The sequence below is a fragment of the Paraburkholderia sp. RHO2 genome (assembly GCF_050955445.1).
Taxonomy (GTDB): domain Bacteria; phylum Actinomycetota; class Actinomycetes; order Mycobacteriales; family Mycobacteriaceae; genus Prescottella; species Prescottella agglutinans_A.
Window position 1 is genome coordinate 955123 of the sequence record NZ_CP162617.1, and the last position, 14679, is coordinate 969801.

Annotated in this window: 15 protein-coding genes; 7 read left to right on the plus strand and 8 right to left on the minus strand. The window is 68.5% G+C overall.

Going from position 1 to position 14679, the window contains the following annotated elements; genetic code table 11:
- The first annotated feature begins 126 nt into the window (after positions 1-126).
- Positions 127-849, plus strand: a complete 723-nt coding sequence (locus ABTV10_RS04285; protein WP_499032782.1) for a hypothetical protein — start codon at positions 127-129, stop codon at positions 847-849.
- Between the two features lie 139 nt (positions 850-988).
- On the opposite strand, the gene ABTV10_RS04290 is transcribed toward ABTV10_RS04285, so the two are convergent.
- The gene (locus tag ABTV10_RS04290; RefSeq protein ID WP_499032783.1) at positions 989-2629 is read right to left on the minus strand and encodes a class I adenylate-forming enzyme family protein; all 1641 of its coding nucleotides are present in this window, start codon (positions 2627-2629) and stop codon (positions 989-991) included.
- Positions 2630-2749: 120 nt separating this feature from the next.
- On the opposite strand from ABTV10_RS04290, the gene ABTV10_RS04295 reads away from it, so the two are divergent.
- Complete coding sequence (locus ABTV10_RS04295; protein WP_433610117.1) at positions 2750-3595, plus strand: TetR-type transcription factor C-terminal domain-containing protein; 846 nt, start codon at positions 2750-2752, stop codon at positions 3593-3595.
- A gap of 21 nt (positions 3596-3616) precedes the next feature.
- Here the strand turns inward: ABTV10_RS04295 and ABTV10_RS04300 are convergent, their stop codons facing one another.
- The 3 genes from ABTV10_RS04300 to ABTV10_RS04310 are packed head-to-tail and all read right to left on the minus strand — an operon-like array spanning position 3617 to position 7082.
- Entirely contained in the window at positions 3617-4444 is an 828-nt protein-coding gene (locus tag ABTV10_RS04300) for an SDR family oxidoreductase (protein ID WP_499032784.1), read from the minus strand.
- Complete coding sequence (locus tag ABTV10_RS04305) at positions 4444-6120, minus strand: class I adenylate-forming enzyme family protein (protein ID WP_499032785.1); 1677 nt, start codon at positions 6118-6120, stop codon at positions 4444-4446. The genes ABTV10_RS04300 and ABTV10_RS04305 overlap by 1 nt, the downstream gene beginning before the upstream one ends.
- A complete protein-coding gene (locus tag ABTV10_RS04310) occupies positions 6117-7082 on the minus strand; it encodes a cyclase family protein (RefSeq protein ID WP_499032786.1) in 966 nt (321 codons plus the stop codon). Before ABTV10_RS04310 ends, ABTV10_RS04305 begins: the two co-directional genes overlap by 4 nt.
- A 208-nt stretch (positions 7083-7290) precedes the next feature.
- Here ABTV10_RS04310 and ABTV10_RS04315 point away from each other — a divergent pair, with 208 nt between their 5' ends.
- A complete protein-coding gene (locus tag ABTV10_RS04315; protein WP_499032787.1) occupies positions 7291-7758 on the plus strand; it encodes a hypothetical protein in 468 nt (155 codons plus the stop codon).
- On the plus strand, positions 7751-8071 hold the full coding sequence (locus ABTV10_RS04320; RefSeq protein WP_499032788.1) for a transcriptional regulator: 321 nt from the start codon (positions 7751-7753) through the stop codon (positions 8069-8071). Before ABTV10_RS04315 ends, ABTV10_RS04320 begins: the two co-directional genes overlap by 8 nt.
- A 141-nt stretch (positions 8072-8212) precedes the next feature.
- On the opposite strand, the gene ABTV10_RS04325 is transcribed toward ABTV10_RS04320, so the two are convergent.
- The 4 genes from ABTV10_RS04325 to ABTV10_RS04340 form a co-directional block, all read right to left on the minus strand.
- Positions 8213-8404: a hypothetical protein gene (locus ABTV10_RS04325; protein WP_499032789.1), complete on the minus strand. Its 192-nt coding sequence runs from the start codon at positions 8402-8404 to the stop codon at positions 8213-8215.
- A 397-nt stretch (positions 8405-8801) separates the two neighbouring features.
- On the minus strand, positions 8802-9212 hold the full coding sequence (locus ABTV10_RS04330; protein WP_499032790.1) for a TPR repeat domain-containing protein: 411 nt from the start codon (positions 9210-9212) through the stop codon (positions 8802-8804).
- 11 nt (positions 9213-9223) lie between these two features.
- Entirely contained in the window at positions 9224-9460 is a 237-nt protein-coding gene (locus ABTV10_RS04335; protein ID WP_499032791.1) for a hypothetical protein, read from the minus strand.
- Complete coding sequence (locus ABTV10_RS04340) at positions 9457-9693, minus strand: hypothetical protein (RefSeq protein ID WP_499032793.1); 237 nt, start codon at positions 9691-9693, stop codon at positions 9457-9459. Before ABTV10_RS04340 ends, ABTV10_RS04335 begins: the two co-directional genes overlap by 4 nt.
- Positions 9694-9944: 251 nt before the next feature.
- Here ABTV10_RS04340 and purL point away from each other — a divergent pair, with 251 nt between their 5' ends.
- From purL to ABTV10_RS04355, 3 genes are read left to right on the plus strand one after another with little or no spacing between them, the layout of a single operon-like run.
- Positions 9945-12224, plus strand: a complete 2280-nt coding sequence (gene purL / locus ABTV10_RS04345; protein ID WP_499032794.1) for a phosphoribosylformylglycinamidine synthase subunit PurL — start codon at positions 9945-9947, stop codon at positions 12222-12224.
- A gap of 3 nt (positions 12225-12227) precedes the next feature.
- Positions 12228-14012: an alpha/beta hydrolase gene (locus ABTV10_RS04350; protein ID WP_499032796.1), complete on the plus strand. Its 1785-nt coding sequence runs from the start codon at positions 12228-12230 to the stop codon at positions 14010-14012.
- Positions 14009-14674 carry a CPBP family intramembrane glutamic endopeptidase gene (locus tag ABTV10_RS04355; protein ID WP_499032797.1) on the plus strand — a complete coding sequence of 222 codons (666 nt, stop codon included), beginning with the start codon at positions 14009-14011 and terminating at the stop codon, positions 14672-14674. The genes ABTV10_RS04350 and ABTV10_RS04355 overlap by 4 nt, the downstream gene beginning before the upstream one ends.
- Positions 14675-14679: the final 5 nt, after the last annotated feature.

Here is a 14679-nt window from a genome sequence, read left to right on the forward strand (position 1 = left end):
CCAGTAAAAAGGCCACGGCTGTACTCGCGTCGACTCGCACGGGTCGACCAGGGCTACGCCTGGGCTGACTGCGGGGATGTTCGGCACACGGCGGCGGCCCTTCACGGACCGAAATGGAGAACTTGCATGTCTCGTACTTCCCTGCGCCGCACCGCGGCCGTTGTCGCCTCCGCCGCACTCGTCGCGGGCGGTGTCACGGTCGGGGTCGGCCTCAGCGCCGGAACCGCGGCCGCCGCGCCCGTGTGCCAGCAGTCGTCGAACACGACCAAGAACGACGTGTCGACCTGGGGCGTTACGCACACCTACAGCAAGACCGTGGACGTCACGGAGGCGGCATCCGGCAACGAGGTCACCTACACGACGGTCGTCGGCACCACCGGCATCGGCAACCCGTACGTCAACCGGATCACCGACTACCCGCCGGCCGGCTTCGGCGCGCCCGTGAAGGCGCGGGTGACGGCCTTCCATGCGCTCCCCGGATCGCAGATCACCGAGACCGTGACCCCGACCAAGAACGGCACCGGCTGGGACGCGACCAGCACCGGGTGGTTCGTCAACTCCGGTAACCCGGTCACTCTCGAGATCACCTACGTGGTCCCGGACGGCGTGAAGGCCGGTGACCTGGTCACCAGTGGTGGCATCTCCACCGGTGGCACCGTCGGAGTCGACGCAGACTTCCCGAGCCTGACGTCGTGCTTCACCGGGCGCGGCAAGAACGCCGGTGAGGCCGTGAGCGGCAGCCTCGACACCGCCGGCCTCGGCTCGGCCGACGGCCAGCTGTCGTCGACCGGATCGATCAGCGACGTGCTCGGTGACGCGATCACCCGGGTGCTGGAGAACGGCAGCTAGCACGTCCGCCGTGCGCGACCGAGGGTGGCGCGCCGGCACGTGACGACGAGGACCTCCGGTTCGATGGTCGTGTCCAGGACACGACCGTCGGCCGGAGGTCTTGTCGTTCACGCGACTCGGGGCCGGCGTGCGCGGCGGCTCACAGTCGGTGGCGGAGCAGCTTTCCCGTGACGGTGCGCGGCAGCGCGCCCACGAACTGAATCTCACGCGGGTACTTGAAGGCGGCCATCGAACGGCGACCGTAGTCGATGAGGTCCAGTTCGCTGAGTTCCGCGCCGTCCCGCGCCACGACGAATGCCTTCACCGACTCGCCGCGGTAGTCGTCCGGAATGCCCACCACCGCAGCTTCTTTCACATCGGGGTGGTTCAGGAGCACCTCTTCGACCTCGCGTGGCCAGATCTTGTACCCCGACGCGTTGATGACGTCGTTCTTGCGGTCGAGGACGTAGAACCACCCGTCCCGATCCATGAATCCGACGTCACCGGTCGGGAACGGGGTCGAACCGGCGGCGCTCTCGCCGGTGTCGGCGCTCGGCCAGTAGCCGTGCACCACCTGCGGGCCCGTCGTCACGAGTTCGCCCACGTCGCCCACCGGAACGTCCCGGCCCGCTTCGTCGACCACACGTACATCGGTGTTGTACACCGGAATTCCCACCGAGAGCACCCCGGTCTCGGGATCCACCGGTGCCCGCCGGCCCAGTGGCACGGCGTGCGACGGCGAACTCGTCTCGGTTTGGCCGTACATATTGTGGACGTACTTGCCGAAGGCGGCTTCGAGTCGACTCAGAACGGTGGGGGAGACCGGCGCACCGCCCGAGTAGAGCGCGGACAGCGAGTCGAGATCGGTGGCGTCCGCTCCGGCGTCGGCGAGTGCGATGTAGGCGGTGATCGCGGCCATCGCGAACGTCGGTCGGTGCTCGCGCACGGAATCGAGCATCACCTCCGGGTGGAAGCGGTGCGACAGCACCAGCGGCGAACCCAGGAGGAACCCCACCATCACGTGTCCGACCAGGCCCGAGATGTGGAACAGCGGCGAGAGTCCGAGCACCCGGTCGCCGGCGCCCAGTCGTGCCCAGTCCCGGTACACCTGTGCGCTGAAGACGAGGTTGCGATGAGACAGCATGGCGCCCTTCGGAACGCCGGTGGTTCCGGAGGTGTACATGATGATCGCCAGGTCGTCCGGAGCCGGGCTGTCGGGCATCGTCGGGCGGCGGCCGCGGTCGTGGGCGGCGACTAGTTCGTACAGGTCCGTGGCGCCTGTCGCGGTCCGGCGGCCTGAGGCGAACAGGCGAGGGTCGTTGCGACTCTGGCCGTCGAGCGCGGAAACGGTGACGATGTTCTGGGCGGGGAGTGCATCGTGCGCTGCCCGACCGACGGTCCCGAACACATCGTCGAGGATCAGGAGTGCCGTGGGACGGCAGTCGCTCACGAAATGGGCGAACTCTCGTTCCTTGCACATGGGGCTGAGTGCCACCGACGTGCCGCCCGCTCGCCACGCCGCGACGACACCGATCAGGAATGCCGGGTTGTTCTGCGTGCACAGCGCCAGCCGGTCGCCGCGACCGAACCCGAGTCCGTGGAGGTGGCACGCCAGAGCGTCGGCCGCCGCGCTCAAGTCGCCGTAGGTGACGGTGCCGTCGAAGTAGTGTATAGCGACTTCCTCGGGCGACCGTTGCACGGCGGCATCGAACATCGCCAACGCATTGTCGAACTCGGGAGTGATCGAATCGGGATGCTCGGCGGGGAAACTAGCCAGCCACGGCCTCTTCGGGGACGTCATCTTCTCACCTCTCTCGATCCCGCACCGCTTGCCGCCCCGGAGGGCGCTCGGCGAGACGCACTGAACCCTACGACACGAGACCTGATCGGACCTGGTGATCCGATCGCTACCATGTTCAGCATGGCTGAACAGGCTGCTGTCGCTGTGGGCGCGAACGTGCGCCGCGAGCGAAACCTCGCGGGCTTGACCCTGCGCGGGCTGGCGGCGCGTATCGGCGTGAGCGTCGGAACGATGAGCGCGATCGAGAACGACAAGGTCTCGCCCACGCTGGCGCGCCTGCAGGAGATTGCCGACGAGCTTCGGATTCCGATCAAACGGCTGCTCAGCGAGCCGGCCGGTGCGACGTCGACGGTCGCGGATCCGATCGCGATCGCCGCGGAGACGTGGCGCGAGTTCACACCGTTGTCCGTCGATGCGGTGTTGCGTTCGGCGATAGACGTATTCACGGAGACCGGCTACCACGCCGCGACCATGCGTATGATCGCCGACGGCGCCGGCATCAGTGTGGCGGGCGTCTATCACCACTACCGCAGCAAGCAGAGCCTGTTGGTCGCCATCGTCGACCTGATCATCGTGGAGCTGCGGGCCCGCATGGTCCGCGCCCGCGACGACGGCGGGACGGATCCGGTGGAGCGCTACTCGAACATGGTGGAGGCGCTGTCGCTGTACTACGTGGTGCGCAGCGACATTGCGGTGGTCGGTACCAACGAGACACGCAGCCTCGAGGAACCGGCGGCGGGCCGCATCGTCGCGGAACGCCGTGCGTTGCAGGAACTGATGGACACCGAACTCGACCGGGCGGCCGCCGCGGGTGCCGTCACGCATCCCCGGCCGTACACGACCGCGCGGGCGATCACGACGATGTGCACGGCGTTGCCGCAGTGGTTCGACCCGTCGGGTCCGCTGTCCCCGGAGCAGATCGCGCGAGAGTACGCCGGTCACGCCCGCGCGATGCTGGGCATGTGACCGGCGTACTCCCCGGTCCCGTCAGTCGACTGCGGCGTCGGTGGCGCGTCGGTGGCGCTGCATGCCGGAGATCCAGCGGTCGATGTCGGCGGCCTTCCGCGCGCGGAAGTCGGCGACCTCGGCGTGGGGGAGGACCAGGAACCGATTGTCGGCGACACCGTCGATCGCCTGGCGGGCAACCTCTTCCGGGGTCATCACTTCACCCGCACGGGTGATCGTGGCGGCTGCCGACCGCATCTGTCGGTCCGCCGATTCGGAGGCGTCGCCGATCATCGCGGTCGCGATGCCCATCGGGCACACGCACGTCACCGACACGCCCAGGTCGCCGTACGTGACGGCGAGCCACTCGGCGAATCCCACGACGGCGTGCTTGGTCACCGAGTATGTCGGCGAACCCAGTTGCGTCAGCAGGCCCGCCGCCGAGGCGATGGACACGAAGCGACCGCCGCCGCGCTGCAGCCACGACGGGACGAGCGTGCGGGCAGCGCGGACGTGGGCCTGTACGTTGACCTCCCACGAGGTGGTCCACTGCTCCTCCGAGGCGTCCAGTCCGAAGCCTTGGAAGACACCGGCATTCGCGACGTACAGGTCCACCGGACCGAACGCCGACTCGGCGAGGGCCACCGATCGCACGATGTCGCACTCGTCGGCGGCGTCGCCGGCGATCCATCGGACTCGATCCCCGTGTTCCCGGCCCAGCGTCTCGCCGGCCACCCGCAGACCGTCCTCGTCCCTGTCGGCCAGCACGACGCGGCATCCACGATCCAGCAACTCGCGCCCGAGGGCGAAGCCGAGGCCGTGCGCGGCGCCGGTCACGATGGCGACCGATCCACTCAGTTCGGGTTTCATCACAGTGCTCCCGCCTTCGGAACTCCGTTGTCGCGCATCGCTCGGCGCAGGATCTTCCCGGTAGCGGTCTTCGGCAGCTCGGAGACCACCACGACCGAGCGGGGGTACTTGTACGCGGCCATGCGCTCGCGGCAGAACTCGATCAGCTCCTCCTCGGTCGCCGACGTACCCGGTGCCAGCGACACGAACGCCTTGACGGTCTCGCCGCGGTACTCGTCGGGGATGCCCACCACCGCGGCCTCCCGGACGGCGGGGTGGCCGTACAGCACGTCCTCCACCTCGCGCGGCCATACCTTGTAGCCCGAGGCATTGATCATGTCCTTCTTGCGGTCGACCAGGTAGAACCATCCGTCCGCGTCCATGAACCCGACGTCCCCGGTCCGCAGCTCACCTCCCGGCATGGACTCGGCGGTCGCCTCTGCGTTGTTCCAGTAGCCGGGTGCCACCTGCGGCCCGGTCGTGGCGAACTCCCCGACCTGCCCGGCGGGCAGCTCGTCGCCGTTCTCGTCGAGAACCCGCACGACGGTGTTGAACACGGGCACGCCGACCGAGAGCGCGCCGGAGTCGGCATCCACGGGTGCACGCATCCCCGCGGGCACCGCGTGCGTGGGGGAACTGGTCTCCGTCAGCCCGTAGATGTTGTGGATGTACGTCCCGAACATCGACTCCAGGCGGTCCGCGACCGCCGGTGCCACGGGGGCGCCACCCGAATAGACCGCGCGCAGCGACGAGAAGTCGTCCGGGCAGGCGCCGTCCGCACCGGCCAGCGCGATGAACGCGGTGATCGCGCCGATGGTGAACACCGGGCGGTGCTCCCGGATCGAATCGAGCATGACCGCCGGTTGGAAGCGGTGCGAGAGCACGACCGGTGACGCCGTCAGGAATGCCACCATGATGTGCCCGACCAGCCCGGAGATGTGGAAGAGCGGGGCGATGCCGAGCACCGGATCGCCGTCGCGCAGATGCGCCCAGTCGCGATAGGTCTGGGCATTGAACGCGAAGTTCGCGTGGGTGTTGATCGCGCCCTTGGGCTTGCCGGTGGTTCCCGAGGTGTAGGTGAGGATCGCGAGGTCGGCGCCCGCGAGGGTCACCGGGTCGGGTCGATGTCCATCGTGGTTGCTGATGATGGTGTACAGGTCGTCGGTGGCCAGGCTCCTCCGCGTCAGTCCGGCGAACAGACGACCGTCGTCGCGTCGCTGCCCGTCGAGCGCCGACGTCGTCACGACCAGCTCGACCGATGTCTCCTCCTGCGCGAGTACGGGTTCCGCCACCGACTCGTACAGGTCGTCGAGGACCAGCAAGGCGCGCGCGCCCGAGTCCTGCAGCAGGTGCGTGACCTCGCGTTGCTTGTTCATCGGATTGACGGCGACTCCGGCGCCGCCGCACTTCCATGCGGCCAGCAATCCGATGACGAATGCCGGGTTGTTCTGGACGAAGAGCGCCAGGCGGTCGCCGCGGCCGAAGCCGCCGCGCTGCAGGTGGTTCGCCAGGGCGTCCGAGGCGGTATCGAGTTCGCCGTAGGTCACCGACCCGTCGAAGTACCTGACGGCGGGCCTGTCCGGGGCGCGCAGCACCGCCGACCGGAACATGTCCAGGCAGTTGTGGAACTCGGGGACGATGTCGGGGCTCTGTCCCTCCGGATAGAGGCGCAGCCAGGGGCGGTCCCGGTAGGTCACTTGATCACCACCGGGTTCACCGGCGCGCCGGTGGCCTGATGGATCTTCAGCGGCGCCGCGACGTAGAAGAACTCGTAGGTTCCGTCCTCGGCGCAGTCGGCGGCGAGACGCTCGAGATCGCAGATCTCCGTGAAGGCCACGCCCAGGTTGCGCATCAGGGCGTTGTGGAGGACCAGTGCCATCCCGTTGTCGGGATCGGTGGTCACCTCGTTGGCGATGGTGTCGGTGACGAGATTGGGAATCTCCTTGTCCCGGAACCACTCGACCAACTCGGGGGAGTAGATCAGGCCCGGCTCGCAGAAGTCCGCGTAGAAGGCGTCCCGATCGCGGAAGAACATCTCGAGATGGTTGGTGCGGATGATGATGATGTCGCGGTTGCGGATCTCGATGCCCTGTCGCTTCGCGCAGGCCTCGAGATCCTTGTGGTCGAAGGTCTCCCGCTGGCCGAGGTACTCCTTGCCGAAGTGGCGGGCCATGTCGAGCAGGACCGCCCTGCCGACGACACCGCGCTGCGCGATCGGTTCCACGCTGGCCTTGGACATGCCGCCGACCGTGGTGCGGGCGTCGTAGCCGTTCCAGATCTTGCCGTCGTACCAGACGTGACCGAGGGCGTCGTACTGTGTCGAGCCCTGCAGGAAGGCCTCGATCTTGTCGTCGGCGTAGTGCAGTCCGCCCGGGAAGCAGGGCCCCGAACCGCCCTCGTCCCAATCGGATTCGTCGTAGATCATCTTGCGCTCGGCAGGCGATCGACCGGGCCACACCGGATCGCCCTTCGGATCACCGATCAGCCGCTGGAGCGTGAAGACCGATCCGCGTCGGATCAGCGCCGCACCCGCGATGACCTGCTCCGCCGTCAGATAGTTGAGGCTGCCGACTTCGTCGTCGGCCCCCCACTTGCCCCAGTTGCTGGGTGATCCGTCGAGCAGATCCGTGAGGTCTGACAGTTCGATGTCGGCGGTCATGCGCTTCCCTTCTCCCAGTGAACTGAACCGAGCGATCGTTCGGGCGGTTCAGTCAGAGAGTGGCAGGCGGAAGGCGAGGTCGTCAACCCCCAATTGGGCGTTCGGCCCCGCGTGGCGGGTGGCGTGTTCAGTGAGGCTGAACCGAGGGGGAGGGACTTCGGGCTGGGGTCTCTTGCCGTTCCGGAAAGCGCAGTGTTAACTTGCCATTGTGGAAAGTCATCTTGATGAGTCATCCCCACGGGAAGCGGTCGGCGCGCTCGATGCCCTGCAGGCGGACCGCGATCGACTCGTCGAGAACGCGCGGGTGCCGTGGCCGCTCCTGGCCGCGTTCGGCGGGGTGGGTGCGTGGTGGGTCGCTGCGGCGGCCTCCGCTCGTCCCGGCGAGAACTACGAACCTCAGGCCTCCAGTTGGTTGGCGCTGGTTGCGGTAATCGTCATCGCCCACCTCGTTCGGCGGGAGACCGGAATTCGCTTCCGCGCAATGGGTGCCGCGGCGGCATGGGCGGTGATCGGGATCGTTGCGACGTGCTCGATCCTGTTCAGCGCGTCGTTGGCGCTGGTGTCCCTCGGCCTTCAGTGGGCGGTCGTGCTCACGAGTCTCGGCGCCTTCGTCGTGACGACTCTGCTGTCCGGGGTCGCGTATCGCTCGGCACTTGCGAAGATTCGCCGTGGCTGACGCTGCGTTCGACGAGCTGATCCACGCACCCATCAGACTCCGGATCTGTGGACTGCTGAGACCCGTCGACCGGCTCGATTTCGCGGTGATGCGTGACGCACTGGGCGTCTCGGATGCCACCCTGTCCAAACACCTCAAGGCATTGGTTGCTGCCGGCTACGTGTCGTCGACCAAGGCGGCTTCCCTGAGGCGGGACGACGCTCGACGGCTGACGTGGCTATCGCTGACCTCGACGGGCCGTTCCGCCTTCGGCGCGCACGTTCGCGCCCTCCAGGCGATCATCGGTCAGCCCGACGGGCGCAGTACCGGGTAGCAAGCCTCGAGCGTCGTCGGGGTGTTCCACTGCACGCCAAGCTGATTCGAATGCGCTGAGGTAGAGGTTCTTCAGGAATCCACAAGCGGGTCGACCGCATGGTCTCATACGGTGTGCCGGCGGAGGCATCGCCACCCCGATTCACAGTCCGCCGGTGGGTGTGGGTGGTCCGGTGAGGAACGGGGCGGGTTGGTCAGGGGCGCAAGCCTCGTCGCGCTTGTCGGTGAGCGTGGGTGAGTTGAGGTATAGCCCGTGTCCTGTCAGGAGCCAGCGTGGTTCGGCGGCGGTGGTTCCGTCGGCGTCCGGTGCGGTGGTCCAGGTGAGTTCGTTCATCGATGCCGCGTACTTGATGTCGGGGTCTTGGGGGAAGCGTTCGAGCGTGCCGGCGTCGTTCGGGGTGTAGATGCCGGTTGAGTAGTACTCGCAGACGGTGACGTCGACCGTATCCGGACCAGTGCGTTCCGCGGCGGTAGCGGTGTAGATAACGGCACCGGTTTAGACCGCGATCCACGATCATCTCCTGGAGTGCGTCGGAGGCGATTGTGTTGGGCTCAATGTCCTTTGCGTTCAACAGTATCCCCTCCACCATGAGATGCGGATCGAGGCCACCGGACCGGTAGGCCGCCTGGATGAGCATGTCCGTGACGTCGTTGCGTGCCCTGGTAAGCGGCCGCGGCCGCGTCGTTGGACTCGCTGACGCCGAGTTGATCGGCATAGGTCGCGGCGTTGACTACTTGGAGGTGGAGAACAGCGATGCCGCACCGAGACCGCCGTCGGTCGCCGACCAGTCGTGCCGGACCAGGCCGCTGACCGTGTACGCCGGGTCGTAGCACTCGGGCATCCCGCCGCCGGTGAGGATCGCGTTGGCGGCGTCGTGGTTTCGGCCGGCCGTGTCGGCAAACCTCGCTGCGGCCCAGTCGTACGCCGGCAGGTCCTCGCTCTGCGAGTACCGCATGGCATCGACTGGGATCTGCATCATGTCGCCGGCCTTCTGATACAGCTCCGTGCCGAACTGCGTTCCCGGGGCGAAGGCTGCGTTAGCCTCCCGCACAAGGCTGCCGAACTTCGAGAGGTCCGAGATGTAGTCGGGGTCGGTCTCCGTCGAGAAGGGTCCGTCCCCGGCCCGGGGCCGCGACGACAACAGACGAGTGCCTACGCAACTTCGTGGACTGCGTCGGCGACCCGGGTGCCGTCGGTGCGTTCGTCGTGTGCCCGGTCCACGGCGGCGTCGTACGCGCGCCCGGACCAGTACTGGGACGATTCCGTCATCGTCGAAAAGACGCGATCCAGTCGGTTGCGGAACTCGACGTCCGTGGTGCGGAGCGCGCTCGCGGCCGAGCGCAGCTCACTCGGCCGCCACGACTCCACCTGCGAGCGTGCGACGGTCACGACTGGATCCCCATGCCGTCCATGCGCTCGGCCATCTCGCTCGAGTTGTATGCATAGTCGGTGTCGGACCGGTCGTAGCGGCCGGCGGTCGCCTCCGCCAGTTCCCCCATGTCGCGCAGGCGCTCGGCCACCCGCAGGTAGGCGTCTTCGACCCGCAGACCGATGTCGGCGAGCGCCTGCTGCGTGGTCGATCCCGGCAGCGATCCGCCGAGCATCGACGTCCCGGTGATCACGTCGAGGTCGCGACGTCGTCGCCCAACGTGCGCAGCGTCGATCCCAGCGCCAGCAGCAAATCCTTGCTGACGCGCAACTCGTCCCCCGTGTGGTCCCCCACGTCTCTGCGGTGCGCGCGAAACGGGGGCCAGGTTAACCGACCGGCGAGCACTGGGTGCACGCCGCGTCGGTGCCCCCGGCTAGACTTCGACCTGGCAGCGCGCCGCCCGGCCTGCCGATTCGATCCCAGAGGGAAGGGACCACACGCCCCGTGTCTCCGCAGGTAGATACCGTCACCAACGCTTCCGCGACTCCCGACGTCGCTCAGCCGTTCAAGGAACTGGGCCTCAAGGACGACGAGTACGCCCGCATCAAGGAGATTCTCGGCCGCCGTCCCACCGACGCCGAGCTCGCGATGTACTCGGTGATGTGGAGCGAGCACTGCTCCTACAAGTCCTCGAAGGTGCACCTCAAGTACTTCGGTGAGACCACCACCGACGAGATGCGCGCCTCGATGCTCGCCGGTATCGGCGAGAACGCGGGCGTCGTCGACATCGGCGACGGCTGGGCGGTTACCTTCAAGGTCGAGTCGCACAACCACCCGTCGTACATCGAGCCCTACCAGGGCGCGGCGACCGGCGTCGGCGGCATCGTCCGCGACATCATGGCGATGGGCGCGCGTCCCATCGCGGTCATGGACCAGCTGCGCTTCGGCGCCGCGGACCACGCCGACACCCGTCGCGTCGTCGACGGCGTCGTGCGCGGCATCGGCGGCTACGGCAACTCCCTCGGCCTGCCCAATGTGGGCGGCGAGACCGTGTTCGACGCCTCCTACCAGGGCAACCCGCTCGTGAACGCGCTGTGTGCGGGCGCGATGCGCGTCGAGGACCTGCACCTGGCGTTCGCGTCCGGCGCCGGCAACAAGATCATCCTGTTCGGTGCGCGCACCGGCCTCGACGGCATCGGCGGCGTCTCCGTCCTCGCGTCCGAGACGTTCGACGACAGCGCCGGCGGCCGCCCCAAGAAGCTGCCCGCCGTCCAGGTCGGCGACCCGTTCACCGAGAAGGTGCTCATCGAGTGCTGCCTCGACCTGTACCGCGAGAAGCTCGTCGTCGGTATCCAGGACCTCGGCGGTGCCGGCCTGTCCTGCGCCACGTCCGAGCTGGCCGCGGCCGGTGACGGCGGCATGCACATCGACCTCGACAAGGTTCCGACGCGTGCCACCGGCATGACCCCCGCCGAGGTGCTCTCCAGCGAGTCGCAGGAGCGCATGTGCGCGGTCGTCGCCCCCGAGAACGTCGACGCGTTCATGGAGGTCTGCAAGAAGTGGGACGTCCTCGCCACCGTGATCGGTGAGGTCACCGACGGCGAGCACCTCGTCATCGACTGGCACGGCGAGACCGTCGTCGACGCCCCGGCCAACACCATCGCTCACGAGGGCCCGGTGTACGAGCGCCCCGTCGCACGCCCCGACACGCAGGACGCGCTGATCGCCGACACCACCGCGAACCTGAAGCGTCCCGAGACGGCGGACGAGCTGAAGGCCACGCTGCTGAAGATGATCGCCTCGCCGGCGCTGTGCAGCCGTAAGTGGATCACCGAGCAGTACGACCGCTACGTGCGCGGCAACACCGTGCTCGCCGAGAACGCCGACGGCGGCGTGGTCCGCATCGACGAGGAGACCGGACGCGGCATCGCGCTGGCCACCGACGCGTCGGGCCGCTACACCATGCTCGATCCGTACGCGGGTGCGCAGCTGGCGCTGGCCGAGGCGTACCGCAACGTCGCCGTCACCGGCGCCACCCCGAAGGCCGTCTCCAACTGCCTCAACTTCGGTTCGCCGGAGGACCCGGGCGTGATGTGGCAGTTCCAGCAGGCCGTGCGCGGCCTGGCGGACGGTTGCGCGCAGCTCGGTATCCCGGTCACCGGCGGCAACGTCAGCTTCTACAACCAGACGGGTTCCACCGCGATCCTGCCCACGCCGGTCGTCGCGGTCCTCGGCGTGATCGACGACGTGCACCGTCGCATCCCCACCGGCCTCGGCCTCGAGCCGGGCGAGACGCTGATCCTGTTGGGGGAGACTCGTGACGAGTTCGACGGCTCCATCTGGGCGCAGGTCGAGCACGGTCACCTCGGCGGCGTCCCGCCGAAGGTCGACCTCGAGCGTGAGCGTCTGCTCGCCGACATCCTGCTGGCCGGCTCGCGTGACGGCCTGATCTCCGCCGCGCACGACCTGTCCGAAGGCGGCCTCGCGCAGGCCGTCGTCGAGGCCGCGCTGGCCGGCGAGACCGGATGCCGGATCCTGCTGCCGGAGGACGCCGACCCGTTCGTCACCCTGTTCTCCGAGTCGGCCGGGCGCGTGCTGGTCGCCGTGCCGCGCACCGAGGAGACCCGGTTCACCGGCATGTGCTCGGCGCGCAACCTGCCGTGGGTCCGCATCGGCGTCGTCGACGAGGGCTCCGACTCGGTCGAGGTTCAGGGCCAGTTCTCGGTCACCATGGCCGAGCTGCGCGAGACGTTCGAATCGACCCTCCCGGCACTGTTTGGGTGATGTGTGACGGACGCAGGGGTCGAACGGGAGGCGGTCGCTGAGCTGCGGGAGGACCCGCAGCCGTCGACCCCTGCCGTCGCCCCGAAGTTCGACGAACGGCACCCGTTCGTCGTGTGGGCGTGGAGCCTGCTGCACCTGGACTTCACGGGCATCGCGTTCGGCACACTGTTCTTCTGCTGGTCGCTGACGCCGTCGCTGCTGCCGCGCGACTGGCTGTACCAGGGCCTGATCGGTGGCATCAGCGCCGCGATCGGCTACGCCGTCGGCACCGCGATCGGCTGGCTCGTCTGGGAATTCGGACTGGCCCGCCGATCGTGGTGGCCTCTGCCCGGCCGGATCATGCTCGCCATCAAGGTGGCGGTTCCGGTGCTCTCGGTGCTCGCCGCGCTGATCATGTTGACCTACTCGGCCGGATGGCAGCGCGAACTGGCGGCGCTCATGAACGCCGAGGGCACCACCACCACCGGCTACATCCGCACCCTGGGGCTGACCCTCCTCGTCGCGGCCGCGATCATCTCGCTGTGGCGGGTGCTGCGCGACCTCGTCCGGTTCGTGGCGCGCCAACTCAACCGTTTGCTCAAGATCCCGCCGCCGGCCGCATCGGCCGCCGGCCTCGCCGTCGTGCTGGTGCTGGTGTTCATGCTGGTCGACGGCATCCTGCTGCGCGTCGGCTACGCGGCCGTCAACTCGGCCTTCAGCCTCCAGAACAACGAGACCCGCCCCGGCGCCGTGCAGCCCCTCCTGCCCGAGAAGTCGGGCAGCCCGATGTCGCTGGCCCCGTGGGACACCCTCGGCTTCGAGGGACGCAACTTCGTCTCCGGCGGCATCCACGCCGACGAGTTGACCGCCGCCAACGGTAGGCCCGCGAAGGAACCCATTCGGGTGTACGCCGGTCTCGAGACCGCCGACGACACCGCCGCCCGGATGGACGTCGTGCTCGACGAACTCGAGCGCACCGGCGCCTTCGACCGCAAGACGCTGGTCATCATCCCGACCACCGGCACCGGCTGGGTCAATCCCACCGCCGCGCAGACGATCGAACTCGTCGCGAACGGCGACAGCGCGCTGGTCGCCGCGCAGTACTCGTATCTGCCCAGCTGGATCTCGTTCATCGCCGACCGCGGCAAGGCCGCGGTGGCCGGCGATGCGCTGATCCGCGCGGTGCACGACCGGTGGCTGACCAAGCCCGAGGACACCCGGCCCCAGCTGTACGTGTACGGCGAGAGCCTCGGTACCCAGGCCGGCGAGGGCGCTTTCGACGGTCTCGCCGACATCCGCGAGACCGTCGACGGTGTGCTGTGGGTGGGTCCGCCCAACGCGAACCCGCTGTGGGCGTCGCTCACCGAACGTCGCGACCCGGGCACCCCCGAGGTCCAGCCCGTGTACGCCGACGGGTTGGTCGTGCGGTTCGCGGACGACGCCGCCGCCATTCCCGGGGCTCCGGGACCGTGGCTCGAGCCGCGCATCCTGTACATCCAGCATCCGTCCGACCCGGTGGTGTGGTGGTCTCCCGATCTGATCTTCGCGCGCCCCGACTGGCTGACCGAGCCACCCGGATTCGATCGGCTGCCGTCGATGAAATGGTTCCCCTTCGTGACGTTCTGGCAGGTCAGCGCGGACCTCGCGAATGCGGCCGGTGTCCCCGACGGGCACGGCCACAACTACGGCACCACGATCCTCGACGGCTGGGTCGCGGTCACCCAGCCCGACGGCTGGACACCCGCCGACACCGAACGGGTGCGCGCCAAGCTGGAGGATCTGCGCGGGCACGACGGGCCAGAGAAGTGAGACGGGCCGCGGCGCTGGGCTTCGGGTCGGCGCTGATCGCCTGGAACAACGGGGTGCTGCCCGCCCTAGGACTGTCGTCGCGGAATCGGGCGACCGCCGGAACCATCATGGCGCTGAGCGCGACCGGGGCGGGGTTGGCGAGCGGTCTGCACCGCGACGAGTTGGGGCTCGGCAACATTCGCGCCGGACTGGTGTGGGGGAGCGCCGCCGCCGCGGTCCCCGTCATCGGCTACACGGTCGCGCTGGCGACGCCGTCGCTGCACGGCATGTTCGCCGTGCCCGACGAGGAGCGCCACGACTTCGCCGAATGGGTCGCCGCCCACATCCCGTTCGGCACCGTCATCACGGAGGAACTGCTGTTCCGCGGTGTGCTGACCGCGCTCACCGACCGGGTGTGGCCCGCCCCGGCGGCGACGGCGGCACGCGCCACCGCGTTCGGTCTATGGCACGTGCAGCCGGCGCGCGTCGCGAACGACTCGGTGCCCGGCACCGTCGCCTTCACGGCTGCCGCATCGCTCGTCTTCGACTGGCTGCGCATCCGCAGCGGCAGCGTGCTCGCACCGGCCCTGCTGCACCTGGCCGTCAACGTCGGTGGCGCGCTCCTGCTTCGCCGCATCCAGGTGACCGCCGGCGTCGACGAAGTGCCGCTGCCGCTGGTGTGATCAGC

Coding starts and splice junctions, on each gene's coding strand:
- ABTV10_RS04285 (WP_499032782.1), top strand. CDS start 127: ATGTCTCGTACTTCCCTGCGCCGCACCGCGGCCGTTGTCGCCTCCGCC.
- ABTV10_RS04290 (WP_499032783.1), bottom strand. CDS start 2,629: ATGACGTCCCCGAAGAGGCCGTGGCTGGCTAGTTTCCCCGCCGAGCAT.
- ABTV10_RS04295 (WP_433610117.1), top strand. CDS start 2,750: ATGGCTGAACAGGCTGCTGTCGCTGTGGGCGCGAACGTGCGCCGCGAG.
- ABTV10_RS04300 (WP_499032784.1), bottom strand. CDS start 4,444: ATGAAACCCGAACTGAGTGGATCGGTCGCCATCGTGACCGGCGCCGCG.
- ABTV10_RS04310 (WP_499032786.1), bottom strand. CDS start 7,082: ATGACCGCCGACATCGAACTGTCAGACCTCACGGATCTGCTCGACGGA.
- ABTV10_RS04325 (WP_499032789.1), bottom strand. CDS start 8,404: ATGAACGAACTCACCTGGACCACCGCACCGGACGCCGACGGAACCACC.